This window comes from Rhodopirellula sp. UBA1907 (assembly GCF_002337565.1).
GTDB lineage: Bacteria > Planctomycetota > Planctomycetia > Pirellulales > Pirellulaceae > Rhodopirellula > Rhodopirellula europaea.
Window position 1 is genome coordinate 83,367 of sequence record NZ_DDGH01000013.1, and the last position, 24,650, is coordinate 108,016.

Below are 24,650 nucleotides of genomic sequence, written 5' to 3' on the forward strand. Positions count from 1 at the left end.
TGATTTCTCAACGCCATCACGAGTCAGACGCATCGCGTGGGGAAACCGTGCGGTGTGGGAAAGATGTCGGGCTTGAACGAACGAACGGCCCGGTGAGCTCAAATGCTCATCGGACCGTTGCTTTTGTTCAGTGCGATTGCCAACCGGAGTGTTGCATCCGGAACGTCGATCCCAGCAGGCTAGGACCTACAGGTTCGGTGTCGTGTAAGGCTCGACGTCACCAACCATGTGGAAGTGGTTGTGGTCAATGTAGACGACCTCAATCGCTTCGCGGTCACGCAGCGTGTGCGGAACGGGGTAGCCGATGATGGTCGACTCGTCGAAGTAGATCGTGCACTTGTAGTGTGCGTGGTGCAGCTGGGCTGGACCGATCAAAGGGTAGAAACGCGGTGGATCGATGTAATCCGCGATCTTCTCTTTGATGATTCGCACATCGTTGCGTTGCTTTTCCCAGATCAACGGGATGCCGCCTTGGACAGGACGAGCCTGTTCGAGTGCTTGCATCACTTCGTCATCGCTGGGTGGATCCAACGCGATTGGAGGTCCGCCTGACGTGGTGGGGCCGAGAATCGGCACCCGGTCATAGCGTTCCTTGTTGTGGAACTTCTCTTCTTGTTTGTGCTGGTAGTACGGGCTTACAGGAATTGGAAATCCGAGGATTCCCAAGTTGTAGTTGCTGCCGCCCAGGCCGTAGCAACCTGTGCTAGAGATCACCACAGTGGTGAGCAGGCACAACGTCCCGAAACGAGTGAGTGTTGAGGTCATCTTGCTGGTCATCCGAGCAACCTTCCTTGGTTTCCGACTTGGCAAATCCGCACTTGAACCGATCCGCAGAGGATCATTCATTTGCGTAGTACCTGTATCGTGTCAAACTGTTCCGATCTTGCGGGTCATTCCGGAAATTCGTTCGGAAAGTTTTGATCGGAACGTTTCACGCGTGGAACTCAATCCGTCAACCAACACGCAAACTCAACCTTTTGCCGCGTTTCCAGCTGATACTCCGCAAACGCATCCACCACGGAGTCGACTCGGAAACACTGCGGCGTGAATACGAAAGAATCTCAAGAGCGGACAAGCTGACGCTGACCAATACTGTTTGAACCGACTAGGCACCAAACACCAGCGAGCCTCCGCTCACTCGCCGTCCGTCAGAACCGCCATGAAAGCCTTTTGGCTGATCTCGACGTTGCCGACCGCCTTCATCCGCTTCTTGCCTTCCTTTTGCTTCTGCAGCAACTTCCGTTTTCGCGTGATGTCACCGCCGTAACACTTCGCGGTCACGTTCTTTCGCATCGCCGGCACGGTTTCACGGGCGATCACGCGGCTGCCGATCGCGGCTTGGACAGCAACCTCGAACATGTGTCGCTCGATCTCTGACTTCAACTTCTTCGCCACCGCACGCCCGCGACGATCCGCATCGGCTCGGTGACAAACCACCGACAACGCGTCGACTCGGTTGCCGTTGACGAGAATATCCAGTCGGCACAGGTCCGCTTCTTCGTAACCGACCATCTCGTAATCCAGCGTCCCGTAGCCACGCGTGCAGCTCTTGATCCGGTCGTGCAAGTCGTAGATGACTTCCGCCAGCGGAATGTCATATGTCAACATCGCTCGCGAAGCCCCCAGCACTTCGTGGCCCTTTTGGATGCCACGTCGTTCCTGGCACAGTTTCATGACCGGGCCGATGTATTCCTCCGGCACGATCACGTTGCAACGCACAATCGGCTGGCAGAACTTTTCGATGTCCCCGGGATCGGGAACATCCTGAGGCTTGTGAATGTTCTTTGTTTCGCCTCGTTTGTCAGTGATCTCGTAGGTCACGTTGGGAGCGGTTTGGACCAGATCGATGTCCGATTCCTGCTCCAATCGTTGCTGGACGATTTCCATGTGCAGCAATCCAAGGAAACCACAGCGGAAACCAAACCCGAGCGCGTCACTCGTTTCGGGTTCGAACTCAAAACTCGGATCGTTGACCGCCAATCGCTCGAGTGCGTCCCGCAGTTCGCTGAAGTCCTGCCCATCACTGGGGAACAAACCGCAATAAACCATCCGTTTCGGGCGGTCATAACCGGGCAGCGCCGGCGCGGGATCATTGCCCGCGATGCTGATCGTGTCCCCAATGTGAACGTCGCCGAGGCTCTTGATGTTGCAGATCAAATAGCCCACCTGGCCCGCAACCAACTCGTCGCAAGGAACGCGACTGGGAGCAAACTGGCCCAATTCCACCACATCGTGTGTGGATCCAGCTCGCAGAAATTTGATCTTTTGCCCCTTTCGAACCGTTCCCTGCATGACTCGGATGTATGTGATCGCACCACGAAAATCATCGTAGTTGGAATCAAAAACCATGGCCTGCAGCACCGCATCGGGATCGCCAGTCGGTGCGGGGACCGAATCCACGATCGCATCCAACAGTGTCGCAACGCCTTCGCCGGTCTTCGCACTAACGCGTTTGCATTCGTCAGGATCGGTGCCCAACGAATTCATCATTTCCTCGGCCACCTCATCCGGGCGGGCGTGAGTCAAGTCGATTTTGTTGATCACCGGAACAATCGTCAGGTCATGCTCCATCGCCGCGAAAGCGTTGGCGACCGTTTGTGCTTCCACACCCTGAAAAGCATCGACCAGCAACAACGCGCCTTCGCAACAAGCCAACGAGCGTGAAACTTCGTATTGGAAGTCGACGTGGCCGGGCGTGTCGATCAGGTTCAGCTCGTACTCGACGCCGTCGCGTTTGTACCGCATGGCCACGGCGCGAGCCTTGATGGTGATTCCGCGTTGTTGTTCCAACGCCAAGTCATCCAGCATTTGCGTCTTCTTCCCGCGGTTATCAACCGTTCCGGTGCTCTCCAACAAACGATCGGCCAACGTGCTTTTGCCGTGGTCGATGTGAGCGATGATGCAGAAGTTGCGAATGTGTTCTTGCGAACGAGAGGATTTCGATGCCATCCGGTTTCAGTTTCAGTGATGATGATTGTTCAAACGGCGAACCCGTTTCAGGAATCTTGCTTGCGAGCATACCCGGCGGCGCCCAAATAACCGGCTTCGTGTCCGAGTGTCGCAAACGAAATGGTCGTTCCCTCGAAGACATTCGGGAAGGTCCGTTGTCGAAATTCTTCGGTCACGCCCGCTAAAAAACGACGCCCAATCTCACACTCCGACCCGCCGAAATTCATCGCTCCACCCAGAGCGACGTGTCCGGGGTCCAACGTGTGAACCAAATTAGTGACGCCAATTCCCAACCAATGAGCCGTTTCATCGATGATCAAATTCGCGAAATCGTCGCCCTCCGTCGCCGCTTCCCAAATTCGTTTGGCGGTCAACTGGGAACTGTTCTCGCCGAGAAACGGCCGCAACAAAGATTTGGGGTACTCGGCCAACCGGTGCCGAGTCCGCATGACCACCCCGCTGGCCGAGGCGTAAGCTTCCAATTGGCCGCGACCGCCGCCCCATGCACAAAGCTGGGCGTCCGGCGAAGGGTCAACGATGATGTGTCCGCACTCGCTGCCGAAACTGTTCACACCATTGACCAATTGGTCTTCCACAATGATGCCGCCACCGACGCCGGTCCCCAGCGTCAATAGAATCATCGACGATCCCTGAGCGCCACTTCCCAGCCAAAACTCGCCGTATGCGGCCGCATTCGCATCGTTCAAGAACGAAATTGGACGTCCGGTTGCCTCGGTCAACTTTTGACACAACGGGAACTCCCACCACGAAGGCAATTGGGGCGGAGCCACCAACATTCCGCGGGGCAGATCCATCGGCCCGGGGGCTCCCATACCAATTCGTGGCACATTGCCGATTGTTTTCGTCCGCGTTTCGACTTCACGAATCATTGTGGCCAACCGGTCAACCGCCGCTTGGGGGCCTTCGGCTTCCAACGTGGGGACCTGTTCAAACGCGACGGTCTCGCCGCCTGAGTTCACCAGTCCGCACTTGATGCTGGTGCCGCCAATGTCGATGCCCCAGTAATGACGTGAATCGGTTGTCATGCAAACGCTTGAGTGAAGTTGGGAATGAGTCTTAGTAGTTGGCGAGAAGTATAGCGGATTGCCCAATTTTGGCATCGCCGTACCGCCCCAATCCCAGCGGGAATCGCTCCCCAGCCGAAACCGAAAGCCATGTCGATAGACTTGGCTAGGCTTCTTCGCTTTCGACAGCCAGTGCGTTGGCCCGCGCCCATTTCTGAGTGTCGGTGCCCAATTGCTCGAACGTTCCGACCACGTCGCCAAACGGTGCGTCGATTCGCTGCACCCGAGATGCTTCGACCATCACCACCTTTCCGTTCCACGGATCCGGCGACCCTGGCAAATACAGCGTCACTCCCAGTGGATCGTTGGCGATGTCCGATCCGCGATAACGTTCCACCTCGAACGCCAACTGCGAATACCCTTCCAACTGCACCACCACCGGACGCAACCGGTTCTTCGCAACGTCGCCGCCAATGTTGCCGCTGAGTTGTTCCTTGAAAATCGCGTAACGCGGAAACAGCATCAACAGATACTTTTCGATGAAACGAGTGAACTGCCTCGCGATCGATCGACGAGCCATGATGCCGGACACGAAACACGCCAACACCAGCAACAGCGTCGCGATGCCAAAGACCAACAGGTATCCCGTTGTGTCATGAAACGGTGTGTAGTCTCGCAAGAACGGCAACAACGCGATTGCCACGGCGTAGATGACCTGAACCAACTGGCCGAGCAGCACGCACACCACCAACAAAGGCAGCAAGAAGAAAATTCCGCCGATCGCGGTTGTGCGAAGAAACGAAAAGTGTTTTTGAACGTGCTGTTTCATGGCGTCAGTGTTTCACGGAACAAATCGAAAAATCGCATGGTATCACGCCGGTGGTGAACTCAATACGCGGAACACACCACGCTGCTCGTCCTAGTTACCACGTGACGCGACCTCCAACTCTGGGCCGATTGCGTCGTTTGCAAAGGCGCGGCCGGTTGGGAAAACCTCAGATTTCGCGGAACTCATCGCGGCTCGCATGGAACTTCAACCCGACTGGGGTTCCCATCGCTCACCGGCATTTCGTAGCGTCTGGATCGTCCAGGATTCACATCAATCGACGCGGACCGCTTGACCGAATGATTTCGATCTTGCCCCGATTGTCCGATCGCGAATCCGGCCTCCAGACCGTCGATCTGAACCAGTCGCGATACAGGACGCCATCGTGAACCGAATCGAATCGCCTCGCGAAACACAACCTCGCGAAAACCAAACGTTCACCAAATCCAGCACGACCAACGATGCGGTCACGCTGTATCGTCCCGTGACGCTGCTCTACATGGCAGCCATGACAATGATGCTGGTGCCGATGATGACGTTGGTGGACGTGAACATCGCCTCGTATTTCCGCACCGAACCGTTGCCTGCGGAATTGGATTCGGCACTCGAGCTTTCGTTGGTGCTATCGCACGGCTACGGCGTCTTCGTGATCTTGCTGGCAATTTTGCTGATGGCACCGAAACGGCGTTGGCATTTGCCGCGACTGGCCACTCTCGCTATGGGTGGCGGTGCCATCGCAACGATTGCCAAGATGTTTGTGATCCGGCCTCGCCCCAGCAACCTCAATCTAAATCACGCCGGCCACGATTCGGCGTGGCTGTGGGCTTTTGATTGGGACCTCAGCGAAGTCGCATCCTTCGATGCTGCCATGCGAGCCTTTCCAAGTGGACACGTCGTGACCGCGACAGCCATGCTGATCGGTTTGTGGGTGGTCGTTCCCCGCGGCCGCGTTCTTTTCGCAATGATCTGGATGGGTGTGCTGATCAATCGGGTCAACACGAGCTCCCACTTTGCCAGCGACGTATGCGGCGGTGTCGCGTTTGGACTGTTTTGGTCCTACGTCTGCTTCCATCCACGTTTGCTGGGCAACTTGTTCGACAAGATGGTCCCTGATGTTGGCCGACGAACTCGCGTTGATAGCAGCCATTCCACCGAAGCCATCCCTCAGCATGATGCTGACTCATCGACACGGATGCCTTCGTTCCCGATGCATGCTTCTCCAATGCACGCATCGCACATGAGCGCGACCGAACAATACGAAGCGATGCAGTCCACAATGTCGTCGCAGCATGCTTCGCAATCGCGTCCGATCAGTTCGAACGATGGCGATCAAAGCGAAGAGCAAACGCCCCATCAACAAAATGTCGACCGGCAAAATTACGGCGACGCGAGCGAACGAGCGGCCTAGTTTCGCGACGTGCGATGGGCTCATGGAAAGCGGATCACCAAATCGTGATCGGCAACGCCGTTGAATGAAGTTCGTTTTCGCGTTGGGGCACGGTGCATCATCGCGAATACCGCGATTGACTCCGTTTAGCGAATCGAAAGTGGTGATGTCCGTCGAAGCTGTCGGCTCGAAAAAACTCCGAGCCAGTCCTAGCTGACGACACACCCAATGTCAGGATCCCGGCTCAGCGGGATCCATGTTGAGTCAGAACAAGCGTCCTGATTCGTTGCGGCTTAGAGCGAGCCGTCTTGTTCCAACATTTCTTTGTACTGGTCACGTTCCCGACGGGTCGCTTCCAAATCGAAGATCAGATACTTCATATCCAAACGCAGTTGCGACAGGGCTTCTTGGACCAAGTTCAGGATGCGACGACGACGCGTGCTGCATTCCACGACTCGAGCCAAAGCGGGTGCGACGGCGTCCCGATAGCGAGCGGGAAGGGCATCAATGGCGGCAGCCATTTCTTGCAATTCAACAGGAGTTTCGTCGTTGATTTTGGCGGTGTTGTTGGCAGCGATCTTGGTCATAAAAGTGACTTTCCTTCGAGGGCGTCAGGGTGTGGGACCAAACCAGCGAGTGGTTGCTTGTTTGGTGATAGCCATCCATTGCACTTGCGGTGCCGGCCGCCTGCCGGAACGACGTTGTGATCCCGAAGTCATTACGGGAAAAGCACTTACGGTTTTTGTTAATGTGTGTTGCGTTTTCGCAACGTGGCGTTCTGGCAACACACTTTCGATCTGGCTTTCCTGCCCAAGACTTGGTATCCCAAGCACTTAGGTGCGTTTCGGGGGATCAACCCGTAGTTGGGGAGGTTTTGCAACGCGATGTTGCGTTTTCGCCTCCCGGTCACTTGCAAGGGATTGTTCCCTTGGCTCCGAAGATGGTCAACGTTCAATCCGGCTCGCCGACACGTTTGCAGAACTTCCCGCGATGGCTGAAACGGCTAGGAAAAGTATTCCGATGCGGCCCCGATCGAATCGGGTGTGGCCACCGCGTGCGCACACATCTCAAACGAAGATCGCGATGAAAAAACGCTGCCTCGGAACGGCCACTTGGGCGAACATCACCTCCATCTTTGTCGCGATTGCATGTTCGCTTTGGATGATGAACGTCTCGTCGGCGCAGTTGATTGATTCGCTCGATGCCTATCCGCCGCGATGGTCACTTCACGAAAGTGATTGCGATGCAAAGGTTGCTGAGCAAGGTCATGAGAACGATCCATCGGCCGAAGGTGGTGTCTGCGAAGCCATTACATTGGTGATGGGGCATGGCACGAAAGCCATCCTGGTTTACCCGATCGAACCAGTCCGACCAATCGATGAACTGTCCGCCATGGTGTCGGTCAAAGGACTTAACACCGGAATCCAAATTGGCTTTCGAGTTCGGTTCCCCTATCTGATTGACCCTGAAACGCGTCGTCCCGCATCGGTCAATATCTTTGGATCTCAATATCGACGCGTCGGTGAGTTTCAACGTCTTGGCGTGAGCGACATCACCGCACCGTTGCGGTTGAAGATCATCGCACTGCGAAACGAATACGGCATCCAAGCCGACGTGTCGTCTCCCTATGTCGATGCGGTTGTCGTCAACGCTTACGGCAAACCCGGCAACGCAACCTTGCGATTGGATGATCTTCGCGTCAACGCGATGGTCCCGGTAACCGAACTGGACAGCTCACCTCATTCAACAGCCAACGCCAATCGCAAGCCGCTGCAGTCATCCTCGCGGATGAGCGTTGACCTGTCGCTCTTACAAGGTGAACGTCGAGCGGGCCTTTCCGAATCCGCCTCCAATCCGCGGTCGTTGGTTTCTCCAGCTGACCAACCCGCGTTTCCCATTGGACGCGTCACCCGAATCATTCAGTACAACAACGAGCCTCTTAGCTGGATACGATCGTTGGGGTTTGATGCGATCTGGTTGGCTGAACCTCCCACAGCAGCCATCCTGTCCGACGCGATCGCTCACCGCATGCGTATCTACGCGCCGTGTCCTACCATTCCCGATCCTAAACTCGAACCGTTGCTCGAACCAGTCGCCGGATGGATTGCGGCGCCAGGTTTGGCGATGGACAGCCACCACCGGGAAGAGATCTCTCAAAAGATTGCTCGCCTGCGTGCCTTGCCTCGACGTTGGCAACGGCCGATCGTTGGCTCGCCCGTCGAAGACTTCCGACACTATGGCGCGATGCTGGACGCCGCCGTGCTGACCGCTCCGCCTCGCATTCGTGCCTTGTCGAGCGAAGCGATTCGCAGCGAACGATCACAGCAACGATTGCGATTGGGTGGCAAGCAGATCGCCGTCAGCGTGCTCGGAATGCCCAATGCCGCCGCGATCGCTCAGTCCAACGCAATCTCAAATCGCATTGGCACTCCACCCACAGAAACATTTGCCTGGCAACCAATGTGGCGAGAAGTCGCCGATGCGATGGCGGATGCTCCATCTGCCATCCTCGTGCGTTCGACTCGGTCGCTGGCTTCTGGCGAAACACTTGACCAGAACCGCGGCATGGCGATCAGCTTCATCAACCGCTTCGTCGCATCGCTCGAACAATGGATCTCGACCGGGACGCCCGACGTCACGTCAGTTCCTGTGGGTCCGTACTACACCGCTCATCGACTCAGCAGCGGCTCCACCACGTTTTTGATTTGCACGTCCGCAATGGTTCGCGGGACTCGAATCATGGGCGGCGATGGCAAGACGCTTCGCATTGACTTGCCCGCCTTTGAACAAGGCAAGCTGATGTGGCGATTGACTCATTTCGCCGCCGAACGAATCGAACCGGAAACGACCACCCAAGGAACCTCGATTGAGATCGTTTCTCCAGACGTGGTCGAAGTCATCGCGATCAGCGACCAGCTCACCGAAGGCGGTCAACTGGCATCGTCGCTCTCCAAGTTCGCTCAACAAGCATCACTGGATCGTTGGCAACTGGCTCGCGATTCCATCGAACAATCCAACACCGCTTGGTCGCGAGCCGTCGCCGCCCGCGCCGTTTCACGTGACGCACCGAATGACCTGCTCGAGGTTGCTCGCAGCACGATCAACAATTCCGAACGCATGGTCCGCAGCAACGACGCCCAATCCGCATTGCGTTTGGCAGCTCGAGCGGATGCTTGGTGCATGAAAGCCAACTGGATGCTTTGCGACGCGTTCCGAGAAGATCCCTATGGCATCGTCAGCAGCCCACCGATGGACGCGGGCAACTACGAAACCCAAATCGCATGGGCTCCCTTGTTGAATTCTGGCTTGTCAACAACTTCGGTGTTGAAGCTGCCGCCGATTGGTGATGTGCACGGACGTTCGCGTTGGGGAGTGAACCTGCTCAGCGGTGGTGGCATGGACCGTCCCGACGCCCTGCAAACCGAGGGCTGGACCTTTGGTCGTCGCCACTCCGAGTGGGCGGAGACGGCTGCTCAGTGCGTTGATCGCGGAGTCTTTCATGGCACGGGAGCATTGGCTGTTCGTGTCATTCCCAAACGAGACGACTCATTGCCTGGCGGCTACGAAGGAACTGCGTTGTTGGTACGCAGCCCACCAATTTTTGTCGAACCCAATCGAGCCGTCCGGATCGATGCAGTCGTTCGCACGCTAGGATTTGGCGGCCCCCACCAAGGCTTGTTGATGTACGACTCGCTGGGCACGCAAGAACTTGGAGTGCTCATCCAAGACCGCCCCGACTGGACACCGGTCACGCTCTACCGTCAAACCGTAAGCGACGAACCCATTCACGTTATGTTCGAAGTCCTCGGCGGTGGCGAAGCGATCATCGACGAAATTCAAGTCCGAGCCTGGGAAACCGACGCCAACCCGCTCCCCGCCATGCGTCCCATCTCGCATCAAACCGAGTAGAACTCCCTTATCCAGCGTCCCACAGGAGAACGGAAGCAAACCCGTAGCCGACGGAGGCTCTCCGTCGGCCCAAGCGCACCCGATCGCAACAAGCAACCAGCCTCACCAGCCACCACGAGGCAACAAACCTACCCGGATGTCTGTAGCATCACACATCCGTTTTTGCCGACGGAGGGCCTCCGTCGGCTACGTAGCTGCTATCCCAAACACGGCATGTAGCAACCACAGGTAGTTCGGGCACACTGAAGCCATTGAGCTCTAAAGGACATACTGCGTCAACAGCTCACGTGAGATGTTGATTCAGCAACGTCGCAAATGAGACCAACGACTTGTGACGCCCACCAATCCCTCAGCGCCATCACCAACTCGCAGCAAACCCGTAGCCGACGGAGGCTCTCCGTCGGCTCGAGCGCACCCAATCGCAACAAGCGACTCGCCTCACCAGCAACACGAGGCAACGAACCTACCCGGCTGTCTGCAGCATTACACATCCGGTTTTGCCGACGGAGAGCCTCCGTCGGCTACTTGATCGCCCGTCAGTGAAACAACCGTTTGTGAAGCCAAGACGGCTGCCTGTCGTAGCGAACAAGAAAGCGATGCACACAAGCTCTCACTCGTGTTTCTTCATCTCTTGATACATGTTGTATCGCTCGGGAAACGCGACTTCTGTCTTCGTCGCCCAAGCCTCCCAGGCCGCAACCATCCGGTCACGCCGATCCGATTCCGCGGTCGACAAATCATTCAGCTCCGTCCGATCTTCGGCAATGTTGTACAACTCCCAAGGCTTCTTGTATTCGCGAACCAGCTTCCAGTCCCCATCACGCATCGCCGCGTTGCCTTCGTGCTCGAAGAACATCGGTGAATGATGGATTGGTCGATTCGCGACTTCCGAGTCGCCCTTCAATGCGTTCACAAACGAACTGCCCACGCACGGAGGAACATCGCTGGGCATCTCTGCGCCGGCCAGTTCAACACAGGTCGCCATGATGTCCGGCAAGTACGCCGGTTGTCTCACAAACGAGTTGCGACGTGACTCAGGAATGCCACCTGGCCAATGAGCAATCAACGGCGTGTTCGCACCACCTTCGTGCAAGAAGTGCTTGTACAAACGAAACGGAGTGTTGCTCGCGTTTGCCCAAGCCAAACCTTGACGCACGCCGTTGGTCGTTTCCAAAGGTGGATTCCGGACCATGTTCTCGTCGCCGAATCCCAATCGCCCGCCCTCCTGACAAGCACCGTTGTCTGACAAGAAAAGGATCAACGTGTTCTCGTACTGGTCGATTGATTTCAAATGAGCGACCAGCCGTCCAATGTTCTGATCGATGTTGTCCACGCATCCGGCGTACGCTGCCATGATCGCATCCAAATCATCACGCTTCTTTGGCTTCAATGAATCCCAAGCCGGACCGACGTGGGGCGCCGGTTGCAATGATTCACCGAACAGCCCGATCTCACGTTGCTTGGTCTGCCGGGCTTTCATCACTGCTTCCCAGCCATCCGTATAACGTCCTCGGTACTTCTCGAAGTCCTTCACCTTCGCGTTCAACGGCCAGTGAGGTGCGTTGTATGCGAGGTAAAGAAAGAACGGTTTGTCGTCGGCTTGGGTAGCGTCGCTGATGTACTCACAAGCGACGTTAGTGAATGCATCGGTCGCATAAAAGCCGTCCTCGGTCTCGACCGCTTCGTTTCCATCGGTCATCCCACGATCACCGCCCGGTTTGAAGTAGTTGAAGGCGCCGCTGATCCCGCCGTAGAAGCGATCGAAACCTCGCTGCATCGGCCAATCATCTTGGCTCGCATGACCCAAGTGCCACTTACCAGTCATGAACGTGTGATAGTCCTTCGACTTCAACACTTGCGGGATCGTGACGCAGGTCTCATTCAAGTGTCCCTGGTACGCCGGTGGAGCGACGAGGGTCTCACCGGGAGGTGCGGTCATGTGACCAATCCCGACTTGGTGCGGGTGCAACCCCGTTATCAAACTCGCGCGAGTCGGACAGCACCGACCGGAGTTGTAAAACTGCGTGAACCGCAAACCATTCTCTGCCAATGAATCAATGTGCGGCGTTTCAATTTCGCTGCCATAACACCCCAGGTCAGAGAACCCCATGTCGTCGACCAACACCACGACAATGTTCGGTGGCGAAGTTTCCGCGGCACTCGATTGCGAAGCCGCGATCAGAACGAAAAGACAAGCAAAGAGGGAGAAACAGGCTCCCATCACAACACGTTTCATGCTGACTCAATCAATAGGTGGGTAGGGGATGGTGGAGCGGGTAGCGTTGTCCGACGATGCACGCGAATCGAATCATTCGGCAAGAATTTCTCGAAACGTTCCAAGTCGATCCGGTTCCGAGCGGCTTCCAAAAGCGTCAGGCCAAACGAAACCAAACGGTTCTTTCCAGGTCGCATCGCAAAACATTTTGCATCGAACGACTGATCCAAGCCGTCCGAGTCGATCTGGGTCGGCCGGCCATTGTAAACTAACGGCGACTCAGAATCTTTGTCACCAGCCCGCTGTTCTTTCATTCTCTGTCCCGACACCATGAACCAAACCTTCGCGCGACTCGCCTTCGCTTTCCTGCTCGTTCTCTCAACCGCCGCGACTGGCCACTCGGATGACTTCCCAGCCGACCAAGTGCAGCGGGTCGTGACGGAAGGCATCCAAGCCGGCAAATGCCCGGGAGCAGTGATCGCGATCGGCTTCGACGGCCAAACCGTCTTTCAAGATGCGTTCGGCAACCGCCAAGTCGAACCGACCAAAGTCCCCATGACAGAAGACACCATCTTCGATCTGGCTTCGTTGACCAAACCGATTGCGACGGCAACCAGCGTGATGATTCTGGCCGATCAAGGCAAACTCTCGATTGAAGATCCGGTCAGCCAATACCTTCCCGACTTCGCCAGCCACGACAAGGAAACCGTCACGATCCGCCACCTGCTGCTGCACACCTCCGGACTGATTCCTGACAACGGAATGTCTGACTACAAAGGCGCGCATGCCGAGTCGATCGAAAATTTGATGAACCAAAAACTTCGCAGTCCACCTGGCACGCGATTCCGGTACTCCGATGTTGGCTTCATGGTTCTGGGCGAACTGGTCGAGCAAGTCTCCGGCAAACCGCTGAATGAATTTGCAAAGCAGAACATCTTTGAACCGTTGAAGATGACCGACACCGGCTTTCGATCGATCGGACAAGACGACGAACGCTGCGCGACCACCCAACAACGTGAAGGTCACTGGATGCGAGGCGAAGTCCACGACCCTCGGTGCTACGCGTTGGGTGGTGTCGCCGGTCACGCCGGATTGTTCAGCACCGCAGAGGATCTTTCCAAACTCGCCAATGTTCTGCTGAACTCGGGAAAGAACGAACACGTGAGCCTGTTTTCGCAATCAACCTTTGATGCGATGATCACCGGCGTCGAAGTCCCCAGCGCGTCGAGAGATCAGATTCAGTTGCGAAGCCTTGGGTGGGACAAGCAATCGGGTTACTCGTCCAATCGAGGCAAATCGATGAGCGAGTCGGCCTTTGGACATGGCGGCTTCACCGGCACCGCGATTTGGATCGATCCTGAACTAAAACTGTACGTCATCTTCCTCAGCAATCGCGTTCATCCGAATGGCAAAGGCTCCGTCAACTCGCTCGCTGGTGAAATCGGGACCATCGCCGCGGACTGGGCCACACAAGAACTCCGCACATCAAAAACTCCTTGATCGCGGAAGCCCCATCGTTTGAATGCAAACGTCAGAATGTCCCCGGCGATCCCAACCACACGATACTTTCCACCCCGCCGATTCAAAAGCGAAGCATGAGCCAGTCGCCACCCAAGCAAAACGAATCAACATTGCATTTCGCGACCGACGCATGCGTCCTCGGACACGTCTTGATCGCACGGGTTTGCGAAGCCAACTCAGCGAAGGGAATCTGCTCTCTCTCCCTTGGTGACGATCCGTCGAGTCAGTTATCCGAGTTGGCCGCCGCATTCCCACACCATGAACTTGTCGAAGCACCTGAGTCTTTCCAAACGGAACTAGCCGACGTCCGGCAATTTGTCGAGCAACCGACGCAACCCTTGGTCCTTCCTCTGGACCTTCGCGGCACCTCGTTTCAAAAACGAGTGTGGGAAGCCCTGGTTCAAACATCGCCAGGAGAAACGATCACCTATCGCGAATTGGCCGAAAGGATTGGCTCTCCGGGTTCCAGCCGCGCGGTTGGAGCTGCCTGCGGCCAGAACCAAATTGCGTTGGCTGTCCCCTGTCACCGAGCGGTTCGATCCGATGGCAAAGACTCCGGTTTTCGATGGGGTTTGGAACGCAAACGCGAACTCCTCAATCGAGAACGAGTGCTCAACGGCCCGAGCCTTCCTACTGGCAAGAATCAACTCCAATTGGCTGGTTTTGATGCACCGTTCCCCAATCCGAAGTCCCCAACACACTCCTGCTCGACACCACTGAGACAATCGCAGACATGAGTGAAACGACCACCGGCAGCGGCTTCAGCCTCAAGGATCAACTCTTCAATCGAGAACGCATCAGCTACCTGAGCGGACTATTCCAAGAAGCCGACGCAAGCTTCGATGGCAAAGCCTTCACTCGACAATGCATGCGAGGCCTCCAAGATCTCGAACTGAAACAGCGCATCGTCCACATCGCGCGTGTGCTCGAAAAACATCTGTCAGATGACTTTTCTACCGCTGCCAAACAAATTCGTGAGGCACTGCCGCCACCCCTGGATCCCAAACGCACCGACGATGACTTTGGCGATTTCATCTTTGCTCCTCTTGGCGAATTTGTCGTCCGCAATGGGCTCGACCGCAAACAACTCCGACACTCGCTTCGGACGCTCAAACAAATCACCATGCGGTTCTCGATGGAGGATGCCATCCGCGCCTTCATTGACGCCCATCCCGACGCGACTCTGGCCGAACTCACGCAGTGGTCCACCGATTCCAACTACCACGTACGGCGTTTGGCCAGCGAGGGAACACGCCCCAAACTGCCGTGGTCACGCCGCCTCACGATCGATGTCACAGCACCGATCCCGTTGCTCGAAACACTGCACGCCGACCCGACTCGCTATGTCACTCGTTCCGTCGCCAATCACCTGAACGACATTTCAAAGTCACACCCTGAACTCGTCCTGAAACTCCTTCGCGAATGGAAGAAAGCCAAACGTCAAACAACAAAGGAATTGGATTGGATCAGCCGCCATGCTTTGCGAACGCTGATCAAACAAGGTCATGCACCCGCACTGAAGTTTCTTGGTTATCGAGACAATCCCAAGATTGAAGTCGCGGATTTTGAACTCAAGACCAGTGAACTGAAGCCGGGCGACTCACTGGAGCTTTCCTTCTTGGTCCAAGCGGAGCGATCCGAAAAACTGATGATCGACTACGTCATCGACTTCGTCAAAGCCAATGGAACCACTGCCCCCAAAGTTCATAAACTCAAGCGTCTTTCTCTCAGCAAGGGAGAAACCGCTGCACTGAACAAACGCCATCGACTGCACGCCAACGCCACCACGTACAAACTCTATCCCGGCCGGCACGCGGTCACGTTGCAGATCAACGGAAAACCTTTCGGAACACTTCCATTTGAATTGCTTGCCAGCAGCGAAGCATGACGCCAGAAACAAACGACGCAACGAGCGGCTGATTCTCCACACCGACCGTGCCCAGACGTCAGACGGATGAAACCTCACGACTTGCAAAGTCACGAAAAGCCCCCAGACAGCATCCCATGTAGCCGACCGAGGCTTTCGGTCGGCATGAGCGCAAACAATCAAAGCAACCGCACAACCTCCCCAGCAAGAACGCTTTTTTGCCGACGGAGAGCCTCCGTCGGCTACGTCATTGCGCCACTTCCAGGGCCCCACGGCATTGGCTTTGCGTGCCCATTCAAGCCTGGTACGAGTGAAAGAACCGCCTCCAGACGTCGGACGGATGAAACCTCACGACTTGCGAAGTCACGAAAAGCCCCCAGTCAGCATCCCATGTAGCCGACCGAGGCTTTCGGTCGGCAAGAGCGCACACGATCACAGTAAACGCGAAATCTCACCAGCAAGAACGCCTTTTTGCCGACGGAGGGCCTCCGTCGGCTACTTGTTGCGCGACATCCGGGTTTGGTTCCAGCGAAAGCCTGAACGATCACTCATCACCTTCAAAACGAAATGGCGTACCACCGATGATTTGGTCGCTGGTGATCGTTGGGCAAACGTATCGCTCGATGTGCGATATCACTCGCCGGGTCCCTTCAAAGTGACTGACGTAGGGCCACATCTTTGGGTTGTACATCGAGTCCGTCATGTCACGCATCAGCACCACGTTCTTGCCGTTCTTTGCCATTTGACGAAGCCCAAAGGGGCGACCGAGCACGCACATGTTGGTATGCACGCCCAGCAAAATCACATTGTCAATGTTCCTCGATTCCAGGACATTCCAAACCTCGTCGCCTTGGTCAGTGATGTAGTCCACCGAGTCATCGATCTCGATCGTTTTCAGTTGCCGCTGCCAAGGCTTTTTCGGATCGCGTCCGATCGACTCCAGCTTCGCGGCCCAAGCCGCGTGCTCTTCGGGATCATCGTCCTCGCCACCATCCGACTGATCGACGGGATACTCAGCCTCTTCTTCCGACGGAATGCTGTCACACCACGCAACGATCTCTTTGGGCAAACTCGCAGCGACGGGTGCCTCGATTGCACGCTTCCGCGCCGGACTGTCCGCGTAGAAATCAACGCAGCCACTCGGTGAATGAATGATTGTCACCCCGCGTCGCCGAGCCTCCACGATGACCTCATTCATCCTCGGTGCCATCTCGTTCAAGCGACCGACCGCGTTGAAACAATGGTGATAGTCCCACACGTCACAAACGATAATGGCTGTTCTCGATGTCTCCCAAGTCTCGTCCACGTGCTGAATGACAACGTCGCCTGAATCGGAATTCGATTTCGATTGCAGTTTCAGATCCAGACTCGATTGCCCACTGGCGTCTTGTCCAATCAACGACCCAAGAAATACGAACAAGATTGCCAGAGTCTTCATCATTCAAATCTCCAAGTTGGGATGAATCGTCTTTATCCTAACCTGAATCAATCACTCCGGGTGTCACCGCAATGAATGCCGACGGATCTAGAAGCCGCCCGTTTGCTTCGAGCAACAATCACTCGCGTCAGTTCGCCCGAACCTGCATTCATCGCACCGAACTTCCCCCTGACCGTCCCATTCGCTGCCTTAAGAAAAGGAAGACTTTTACGACACCGTCCTCTACGAAGCGAGTGATGTCTGATCGGCGAAAGTTTGTACCGATACCAGCCCGCGTGACCAAACATGGAAGGTGCACCGAAGAAATAACGCAAAAACCATGTTATGTGACCGCGACTTTGGTTGCGGTCAGTGGTTTGACGCGTTGCCGGGAAGGATCACGTCACAATAGTCAAGCAGTCGGTCGCCGCGATCATCGAGACATATGTCAGGTTTGGGCAGGAAACCGACAAAGCAGTCAGCGATACCGAGGAAAGTAGCAACATCGCGGGAGTAGTCGCCACCGCCGCGAGACCAGCAGTACAGCGTATGACCAGCCGCGTGCATTCGCCGAACGTAATCCGCGCTGGCTGGCATCGGAATTTGGGTGGTGCCGACAGTGCGGATCAACGTGTCATCGACGTCAATGTAGATTACGCGTTTACGATCCAACGAGCGCCTCGGTCACATAACGGAAGGTTGCTACGACACCGCCTTGAAAGATGCGAGCGATGTTTGAACTACGAAAGACTATACCAGTGCCAGCCAGCGTGACCAACCAAGGGGTTCCGAAAGACTACGCACAAACCATGTTGTCCGCCGCTAGGCCCGTGAGCGATTCTCAGCGTCGAGATCGACGGCACCGGGGTACGCAGCACGAAAAGCGTCCAATATCAGATGGTTGTCAGTACCAATCAGCAGTGTCGCGGACGAATCCCAGCAGACGATTTCAAATAGCGCTTCCGAAAATTGCGGACGAGGAGAACCGTGCCAGAAATCAGGATTACCGTCAGCGTAAGGGACGGATTCACGCGGGATGGCAGTTGGGTCGACCTCGTATTCAGGGGGCAGAGCCGACAGAACGGACCACCTGAACTGCGGGCGGTCGACGGCGAAGTCAAACAGTGCGTCCCCGTCAATTAGGTATCGACCGATGTCATTATCCGGAATCGGCAACGCGGCGTTCACGTCCACTTCGGTCCAGAGCCAGCGGTGTTCGCGGATCGTTGGTTCAATCAACGCGAAAAATGGAAACAAGTCGGAATACCATTTGATCGACGGCGATTTTTCGATGATTAGGTTGGCCAACGATCAACCCGCGGCGGATAGCGGAAGGTTTTTACGACACCGCCCCAAACGAAGCGGTGGAGTTTGAATCACGAGAGATTGTACCAATGCCAGCGCCCGTTGCAAAACAAACGAAGGTGTGCCGAAGGCCTAGCGTAAAAACCATGTTATCCGCCGCTTGATGCTTGGAGACCATCTGGTTTCGATAGAATGAGATAGGTCGGCCTGTCGTCGCGGGTTTCAAGGAATTCGACAATATACGACGCTCCGATACGGGCGGGATAGTGAATTGCTCGCCGCGTTCCACCAGATTCGACCCAGCCTTTTACGGGTTGCCCAGAGTTGCATTGAACGGCGGCAGCACCAGACCAGTCGTCACCAGCAGTTCGATACGGGCCGTCCAAATCGGGCGCAACCTCCACAGTCCACCCGCGAGCCTCGTAGGAGTTCGCGAATCGTTCCAGCGTCTTGTATGGTCGCGGTGTGCGGCGAAGCAAAACGGCGAGAGCCGTAACGGCAATCGCGACGGTGGCTGTAAGCACCAACAGGCTGCGAATCGAAAATGTCGGCTTGCGGCTCATTTCGCTGCGGTGGATAACGAAGTTTTGGACGACAAGATGTCGTCCATGCTTGTTTTTAAGTAACGGCCGAAATTGTTTTCGTCAACAGTGGCTTCCCGTGCAGCAGCGGGCTGGCGATCCACCATCAATTGCGTTTTGTTCCAGCGAGCACGCCCGGTGGCGACTTCATTCGAATCTCCATGTCTCGCCACTCACTTGATCGCGAGCACCGCGTCGACGGGTGCGCCGGTGACTTGACCGGTCACGCTGCTGAAGCCTGCACGACGCAAAATCGCTTCGTACTCCGCCAACGTTCGTTCACGACCTTCGGTGCAAACCAGCATGTTGAGGTCTTGCATTTGTCCCCAGTCCGGACCGCCACGGTCGTCTTGGATCAGAATTTCCGCGAGCAGCAAACCGCCGCCTTCCGGCAATCGGTCAAAGATCTTCGCGAGCAAACGATCGATCTTTTCGTCGGACCAATCGTGCAGAATCCTGCCCAACGACATCAAATCCGCTTCCGGCAACTTGTCGGCAAAGAAATCTCCCGCCGTCACATCAATCCGATCTGCAACGGATGACTGCGCAACGATCTCTTTGGTCAATGGAATCACATCGGGCAGATCAAACACGGTTGCAGTCAACGACTCGTATGCCTCACAAGCCGCGATCGGCAGGTGACCGGTTGCTCCACCGAGATCCACCAAGTGTTTAAACGGTGACAGGTCGACGGCGCGGACCACCTTGGGCGAACTGATCACGCCGTAGCCATGCATTCCCATCAAGAACTCTCGCATGGCAGCTTCGTCGGCAAAGAAACTGCTGAAGATCGGCTGGTCCCAACCGTAAGCGTCTTTCCAACGATGCGAACCTTCACGAATCGCGTTTTCGAAATGCGACCACAACTTCCAACTCACATCGTTGCTGAACTTGATATAGCCCGTCATCCGATTGGGACTGGTCGTCGTCAGCAATTCCGAGGCGAGGTCGGTGTTGCGATAATCCTGCGATTCACGGGCGAGCAACTGCATCCCCACCAACCCATCGAGCAAACGGTTCATCGCCGTGGGCTCGCACTTCAAATCCGCCGCCAATTCTTCCGCCGATCGAGGTTGCTTGTCCAGCCGATCAAAGACACCCAACTCAACCGCAGCAAACATGACTTTCGAGAAACGAAAACCGTTGATGTACTGAAGGACTGGCGTGGGGTCGACTGGCATGATGGGCAGCGGACGGCGAGGGGAGTTGGGCTCGACGGCCTTGGAAGGCCATCGTACCGGTGGAAGACGGGCTTGGGCGACCGTCGCGAGTGTTGACGACGCGTGAACGCCAGCTTAACCAGCCAGACCATCGATGATGGCGTTGAGCGTTGGGCTCGGACGCATCGCGGCACTGGCCTTTGCTTCATCGGGATGATAATAGCCACCCAGATCAACCTCGACGCCTTGAGCATCGTTCAACTCGCCGACGATCTTCGACTCGTTTTCAGCCATGGCCTTTGCGATCGGTTCGAAGCGTGCTTTCAACCCTTCGTGACCAGATTTCGCCAACGCTTCGGCCCAGTACAACGCCAGATAGAAATGGCTGCCGCGATTGTCGAGCTCACCGACTTTTCGCGAAGGCGATTTGTCGTTGTCCAGGAAACGTCCGGTCGCGTCATCCAATGTCTTTGCCAGGACCGCGAATTCTTCATTGCCGGTCTTTTCCGCCAAGTCTTCCAGAGAAACGGCCAACGCGAGGAATTCGCCAAGCGAGTCCCAACGCAGGTGATTCTCGCTCATGATTTGTTCGACGTGCTTGGGTGCCGAACCGCCGGCTCCGGTTTCGAACAAACCTCCGCCTTCCAACAATGGAACGATCGAAAGCATTTTGGCGCTGGTTCCGAGCTCCAGAATTGGGAACAAGTCGGTCAGGTAATCACGGAGCACGTTGCCGGTGACGCTGATCGTGTCCTTGCCTTCACGAGCGCGACCGCAAGCATGACGGGTCGCATCGGCGGGTGCCAGAATCTGGATGTCCAAACCTGCCGTGTCATGGTCTTTCAGATACTCGTTGACCTTGCCAATCAGGTTCTGATCATGAGCCCGATTTTCATCCAGCCAGAAAATCGCGGGGGAACCGGTGGCACGCGAACGGACGACGGCCAATCGGACCCAATCCTTCACTGCAACGTCTTTGGTTTGGCAAGCTCGCCAGATGTCGCCTTTTTCCACTTCGTGAATCATCAGCTCCGTACCGGCCGAGTTGACCACGCGCACTTTGCCGTCGGCGGGAACGCGGAATGTCTTGTCGTGCGAGCCGTATTCTTCGGCTTTCTTTGCCATCAATCCGACGTTGGCGACGCTGCCCATCTTGGTGACATCGAACTTTCCGTTGGCGATGCAATCATCGATCGTGGCTTGGTAGACGCCCGCATAGCAACGATCAGGAATGACCGCCTTCATATCGTGCAACTTGCCATCGGCTCCCCACATTTTGCCACCAGCGCGAATCGCGGCGGGCATTGAGGCGTCGATGATCACGTCGCTGGGCACGTGCAAGTTCGTGATGCCTTTGTCCGAATCGACCATCGCGATTTCAGGCAGGCTCGACTGAATCTCAACCAGGGTTCCTTCGACCAATGCTCGCTGATCGGAAGGCAAATCTTGCACCTTCGCGAATACCGATGCGAGACCTTGATCGGGATCAACACCCGCGGCGGTCAACACATCACCATGTTCTTCGAACAAGCGATCGTACATCACGGCAACGCAATGTCCGAACAGGATCGGATCGCTGACCTTCATCATCGTCGCTTTCAAATGCAACGAGAACAGAACGCCGGTCGACTTTGCGTCCGCAATTTGCTCCGCATAGAAAGCTCGCAAGTGACGTACGCTCAATCGAGCGGAGTCGACAATCTCGCCAGCGATGACGGCCAAACCATCACGAAGAACCGTGACGTTTCCGTCATGATCAACATGCTCGATGCGCAGAGTGTCATCGGAATCGATGATCACCGATTTCTCGCTTCCATAGAAGTCACCTTCGCTCACATGAGCCACATGCGACTTCGAATCCGCCAACCAATCGCCCATCGAGTGTGGGTTCTTTTGGGCATACGCTTTCACAGGAGCGGCGACGCGGCGATCCGAGTTTCCTTCGCGAAGAACCGGGTTGACGGCGCTTCCCAGCACCTTGGCGTAGATCGCTCGAACCGATTTTTCTTCATCGGTTTTGGGATCCTGCGGGAAGTCAGGGATGTCGTACCCTTGAGCCTGCAGTTCGGTGATCGCTTCGACCAATTGTGGGATCGAGGCACTGATGTTGGGAAGCTTGATCACATTGGCGTGTGGCTTCGTGACCAGTTCGCCAAGTTCGGCCAGTGCGTCGGGGACTTGCTTGTCCGCCGGCAAACGATCCGCGAATCCGGCCAGGATACGGCCGGCCAGCGAGATGTCTTTGGTTTCGAACGACAAACCGCTGCCGCTGGTGAACGCTTGCAGGATCGGCAGCAACGAACGGGTCGCCAGTGCGGGAGCTTCATCGGTGTGCGTGTAAACAATCGCGGCAGTTTCGCTGGGCATTCGAACCTCGTCTGGACAAAGACCCCCAAATCACGGGAATCATGAAGAATTTCCGACTGGAAAGCCTGCTGCCCGACCGCTCAATTGTCAATGCCGGCGCGACCTCAATGGCCAGGCTGCATCCAAAAACCGCATCCGCGGGCGTATGATCGCCCGAAACGGTCAAACTTGAAGGCAGTGGCGGTTTGCCATGCTGATGCCGCTGACGATCGCACCCACGATTCCGACGAAACCTTGGTCCGTTCCGCAAAGGAAAACATTGGGCAGATGCGTGGTCCCATCCAACTGTTTGTCGGGCGCACCGTAAACGGCACCGTTGTCGTGCCAAGTGAAACGGCGGATGGTTTTTGGCGTGAAGACGTCGGTATCGACCACGCGTGAACGAAAATCGGGCATGAACCGGACGGCCGACGCGACGGCTTCGTCATACTGCGTCACCTTGGCGGCACGGTATTTCTCTTCCGGCAGATCGGACCACAAATCGTGGTTGGCGAGCGTCGTGATTCGAACGACACCGTCGGGCAACTCGCCTTCTTCGGCGTCGTAGATGTAATTGTTCGGGCTGCAGATGACTCCCGTTCGTGCATCGCACAACGAGTCATCCGGCCGCTCCCAGTGAAAATTGGGCGAGTCGTTGTAGAACACGATCGTCCGGTCAAAGCCCAATTCTTTTGGCTTGCAATCCAGCACGCTGATCGACTCGATGAACGAAAGCTTGCCCGCTTTCGCGACGTCTGGTTCGGTGATGTCGTCACACATCCGCATCGTCTCGACCGTCCCCGCGGACGACAGAATCCGCTTGGCCTGCAATTCAGTCCCGTCGTCCAGCACAACACCGACCGCTTTGCCGTCTTCGACGTGGATGTTGGCAACGCCGCTTCGTAATTTCAGCTCGCCGCCCAGGCCGCGGAACTTGCGAACCAAGTTTTTCAGGATGACCCGAACACCTTTGTATGGCCGACCAAAACCTTCCAAGTAACAGGCGCGAAACATGATGCAGAACTGGCCAAAGTCCATGTCGTTTTCGCGAGCGTTGCCGTACCACATCAACGGACACAGCAACATTTCGATCAACAGCGGATCAGACAGATGTTCCGCCATGACCTCGCGAGCTGACCGCATGAAATCGGGCGAGTCACCGTCCATGTCGCTGTAGTCGAGCAGCGATCCGCACAGACTTCGGAAGCCGTCGATCTGATCGGGGAATCGCGATTTGATTTCGCTTTCCAGCATCGCGATGTCGTTGTTGAAGTCCAACTCGACACCGGGGAAACGAATCGACGACCCGTTTTGCTCAGCAAGCTTGAAATCTTCCCAACCGAATCGCAGTTGGCGAATCAGCTTTGCCAGCGGGCCTTTTTTGTCACCCTTCCGAGCGAAGTTGGTCATCGCGTGCAGACCCACGTCGTAGTCGCGACCGCCCATTCGATAAAACGAATTGAGCCCACCGATCGTGTAATGCTTCTCGAGGATGCAAACGCGTTGGTCAAAGTGGGCCAGCCGAATGCCGGCTGCCAGCCCGCTCATCCCCGCGCCGATGATGATGGTGTCGTACATACAGCGAAAGTGGAAAGGGGCTCAGTGTCACAGGACCACAGGCACGACCGAGAGCAGTTTCCCGAAGGCACACCCTGTGGTTCTGTGCCCCTGTAATTCTTTCCGCTTGTCCTAAAGATCCTTCATCTTGGGTTCCAGGTAAGTGACCGTGGAGTGCATGCTAGCGAGGTGGCCGTAGTCTTCCTCTGGAATCTGCACGCGGTGACGCTTGCGGAGTTCCATCACGATGTCCAAAAAGTCCATCGAATCCAGTTCCAATTGCTCGCGAAACGCCTTCTGATCGTCCAGGTTGTCGAGGTCCTCATCAGGAGAAATGTCGTCGAGGATATCGATGATTTCTTGGCGAATTTCGGCAGGAGTCATGAAAGGAAGCAGGGATGCGAGAGAAACGGGAAGAAGAAACGTCCGTGTTCCGCCGTGGAGCAACCGCCACCGCGGGATGGAGTAGTTTCGACGGCAACGGGATTCGACACAAGGGGCACCACTTGGCGCCTGTGCCAATTGAATTGGGACAGATCGACGCAGGAAGGGGAAAGTGGCTCAGGTCCACAGGTCCACAGGTCC

19 protein-coding genes are annotated in these 24,650 nt (G+C 56.1%); 5 read left to right on the forward strand and 14 right to left on the reverse strand.

All coding sequences use genetic code 11. The annotated features are described in order from the left end of the window. Positions 1-186: 186 nt before the first annotated feature. The 4 genes from B2R17_RS03365 to B2R17_RS03380 form a co-directional block, all read right to left on the reverse strand. Positions 187-777 carry a hypothetical protein gene (locus tag B2R17_RS03365; RefSeq protein WP_007329453.1) on the reverse strand — a complete coding sequence of 197 codons (591 nt, stop codon included), beginning with the start codon at positions 775-777 and terminating at the stop codon, positions 187-189. Between the two features lie 357 nt (positions 778-1,134). Further along, positions 1,135-2,949, reverse strand: a complete 1,815-nt coding sequence (gene lepA, locus B2R17_RS03370) for a translation elongation factor 4 (protein ID WP_008653068.1) — start codon at positions 2,947-2,949, stop codon at positions 1,135-1,137. 47 nt (positions 2,950-2,996) lie between these two features. After that, positions 2,997-3,995: an ROK family protein gene (locus tag B2R17_RS03375; protein ID WP_286762846.1), complete on the reverse strand. Its 999-nt coding sequence runs from the start codon at positions 3,993-3,995 to the stop codon at positions 2,997-2,999. A gap of 145 nt (positions 3,996-4,140) precedes the next feature. Continuing rightward, a complete protein-coding gene (locus tag B2R17_RS03380; protein ID WP_286762847.1) occupies positions 4,141-4,803 on the reverse strand; it encodes a DUF502 domain-containing protein in 663 nt (220 codons plus the stop codon). 382 nt (positions 4,804-5,185) lie between these two features. Here B2R17_RS03380 and B2R17_RS03385 point away from each other — a divergent pair, with 382 nt between their 5' ends. Then, on the forward strand, positions 5,186-6,208 hold the full coding sequence (locus tag B2R17_RS03385) for a phosphatase PAP2 family protein (RefSeq protein WP_286762848.1): 1,023 nt from the start codon (positions 5,186-5,188) through the stop codon (positions 6,206-6,208). 272 nt (positions 6,209-6,480) lie between these two features. Here B2R17_RS03385 and B2R17_RS03390 read toward each other — a convergent pair whose 3' ends face one another. After that, positions 6,481-6,774 (reverse strand): transcription regulator, encoded by a 294-nt coding sequence (locus B2R17_RS03390; RefSeq protein ID WP_008653083.1) that lies wholly within the window; start codon positions 6,772-6,774, stop codon positions 6,481-6,483. Between the two features lie 496 nt (positions 6,775-7,270). On the opposite strand from B2R17_RS03390, the gene B2R17_RS03395 reads away from it, so the two are divergent. Further along, positions 7,271-10,096 (forward strand): hypothetical protein, encoded by a 2,826-nt coding sequence (locus tag B2R17_RS03395; protein WP_286762849.1) that lies wholly within the window; start codon positions 7,271-7,273, stop codon positions 10,094-10,096. Between the two features lie 610 nt (positions 10,097-10,706). Here the strand turns inward: B2R17_RS03395 and B2R17_RS03400 are convergent. Continuing rightward, entirely contained in the window at positions 10,707-12,332 is a 1,626-nt protein-coding gene (locus B2R17_RS03400) for an arylsulfatase (RefSeq protein ID WP_286762850.1), read from the reverse strand. Between the two features lie 309 nt (positions 12,333-12,641). Between B2R17_RS03400 and B2R17_RS03405 the strand changes: the two genes are divergently transcribed. The 3 genes from B2R17_RS03405 to B2R17_RS03415 all read left to right on the forward strand — a co-directional run bounded on the left by B2R17_RS03405 (position 12,642) and on the right by B2R17_RS03415 (position 15,720). Beyond that, a complete protein-coding gene (locus tag B2R17_RS03405) occupies positions 12,642-13,811 on the forward strand; it encodes a serine hydrolase domain-containing protein (RefSeq protein WP_286762851.1) in 1,170 nt (389 codons plus the stop codon). Between the two features lie 95 nt (positions 13,812-13,906). Beyond that, positions 13,907-14,569, forward strand: coding sequence for a methylated-DNA--[protein]-cysteine S-methyltransferase (locus B2R17_RS03410; RefSeq protein ID WP_286762852.1), 663 nt, complete (start codon positions 13,907-13,909; stop codon positions 14,567-14,569). After that, complete coding sequence (locus B2R17_RS03415) at positions 14,566-15,720, forward strand: DNA alkylation repair protein (protein WP_286762853.1); 1,155 nt, start codon at positions 14,566-14,568, stop codon at positions 15,718-15,720. The genes B2R17_RS03410 and B2R17_RS03415 overlap by 4 nt, the downstream gene beginning before the upstream one ends. Before the next feature lie 523 nt (positions 15,721-16,243). Here the strand turns inward: B2R17_RS03415 and B2R17_RS03420 are convergent. The 8 genes from B2R17_RS03420 to B2R17_RS03455 form a co-directional block, all read right to left on the reverse strand. After that, entirely contained in the window at positions 16,244-17,140 is an 897-nt protein-coding gene (locus B2R17_RS03420) for an isochorismatase family protein (RefSeq protein ID WP_286762854.1), read from the reverse strand. Between the two features lie 345 nt (positions 17,141-17,485). Further along, positions 17,486-17,788 carry a hydrolase gene (locus tag B2R17_RS03425; protein ID WP_286762855.1) on the reverse strand — a complete coding sequence of 101 codons (303 nt, stop codon included), beginning with the start codon at positions 17,786-17,788 and terminating at the stop codon, positions 17,486-17,488. Positions 17,789-17,938: 150 nt separating this feature from the next. Then, a complete protein-coding gene (locus tag B2R17_RS03430) occupies positions 17,939-18,373 on the reverse strand; it encodes a hypothetical protein (protein ID WP_286762856.1) in 435 nt (144 codons plus the stop codon). A 197-nt stretch (positions 18,374-18,570) separates the two neighbouring features. Then, positions 18,571-18,984: a hypothetical protein gene (locus tag B2R17_RS03435; RefSeq protein ID WP_286762857.1), complete on the reverse strand. Its 414-nt coding sequence runs from the start codon at positions 18,982-18,984 to the stop codon at positions 18,571-18,573. Positions 18,985-19,175: 191 nt separating this feature from the next. Beyond that, on the reverse strand, positions 19,176-20,183 hold the full coding sequence (locus B2R17_RS03440) for a class I SAM-dependent methyltransferase (RefSeq protein WP_286762858.1): 1,008 nt from the start codon (positions 20,181-20,183) through the stop codon (positions 19,176-19,178). Positions 20,184-20,297: 114 nt separating this feature from the next. Beyond that, entirely contained in the window at positions 20,298-22,529 is a 2,232-nt protein-coding gene (locus B2R17_RS03445; RefSeq protein WP_286762859.1) for an NADP-dependent isocitrate dehydrogenase, read from the reverse strand. 162 nt (positions 22,530-22,691) lie between these two features. Next, positions 22,692-24,086: a phytoene desaturase family protein gene (locus B2R17_RS03450; RefSeq protein WP_286762860.1), complete on the reverse strand. Its 1,395-nt coding sequence runs from the start codon at positions 24,084-24,086 to the stop codon at positions 22,692-22,694. Positions 24,087-24,197: 111 nt separating this feature from the next. After that, complete coding sequence (locus B2R17_RS03455) at positions 24,198-24,449, reverse strand: acyl carrier protein (protein WP_007325818.1); 252 nt, start codon at positions 24,447-24,449, stop codon at positions 24,198-24,200. Between the last annotated feature and the right edge of the window lie 201 nt (positions 24,450-24,650).

Coding starts and splice junctions, on each gene's coding strand:
- B2R17_RS03365 (WP_007329453.1), bottom strand. CDS start 777: ATGACCAGCAAGATGACCTCAACACTCACTCGTTTCGGGACGTTGTGC.
- lepA (WP_008653068.1), bottom strand. CDS start 2,949: ATGGCATCGAAATCCTCTCGTTCGCAAGAACACATTCGCAACTTCTGC.
- B2R17_RS03375 (WP_286762846.1), bottom strand. CDS start 3,995: ATGACAACCGATTCACGTCATTACTGGGGCATCGACATTGGCGGCACC.
- B2R17_RS03380 (WP_286762847.1), bottom strand. CDS start 4,803: ATGAAACAGCACGTTCAAAAACACTTTTCGTTTCTTCGCACAACCGCG.
- B2R17_RS03390 (WP_008653083.1), bottom strand. CDS start 6,774: ATGACCAAGATCGCTGCCAACAACACCGCCAAAATCAACGACGAAACT.
- B2R17_RS03395 (WP_286762849.1), top strand. CDS start 7,271: ATGAAAAAACGCTGCCTCGGAACGGCCACTTGGGCGAACATCACCTCC.
- B2R17_RS03400 (WP_286762850.1), bottom strand. CDS start 12,332: ATGAAACGTGTTGTGATGGGAGCCTGTTTCTCCCTCTTTGCTTGTCTT.
- B2R17_RS03405 (WP_286762851.1), top strand. CDS start 12,642: ATGAACCAAACCTTCGCGCGACTCGCCTTCGCTTTCCTGCTCGTTCTC.
- B2R17_RS03410 (WP_286762852.1), top strand. CDS start 13,907: ATGAGCCAGTCGCCACCCAAGCAAAACGAATCAACATTGCATTTCGCG.
- B2R17_RS03415 (WP_286762853.1), top strand. CDS start 14,566: ATGAGTGAAACGACCACCGGCAGCGGCTTCAGCCTCAAGGATCAACTC.
- B2R17_RS03420 (WP_286762854.1), bottom strand. CDS start 17,140: ATGATGAAGACTCTGGCAATCTTGTTCGTATTTCTTGGGTCGTTGATT.
- B2R17_RS03435 (WP_286762857.1), bottom strand. CDS start 18,984: ATGAGCCGCAAGCCGACATTTTCGATTCGCAGCCTGTTGGTGCTTACA.
- B2R17_RS03440 (WP_286762858.1), bottom strand. CDS start 20,183: ATGCCAGTCGACCCCACGCCAGTCCTTCAGTACATCAACGGTTTTCGT.
- B2R17_RS03445 (WP_286762859.1), bottom strand. CDS start 22,529: ATGCCCAGCGAAACTGCCGCGATTGTTTACACGCACACCGATGAAGCT.
- B2R17_RS03450 (WP_286762860.1), bottom strand. CDS start 24,086: ATGTACGACACCATCATCATCGGCGCGGGGATGAGCGGGCTGGCAGCC.
- B2R17_RS03455 (WP_007325818.1), bottom strand. CDS start 24,449: ATGACTCCTGCCGAAATTCGCCAAGAAATCATCGATATCCTCGACGAC.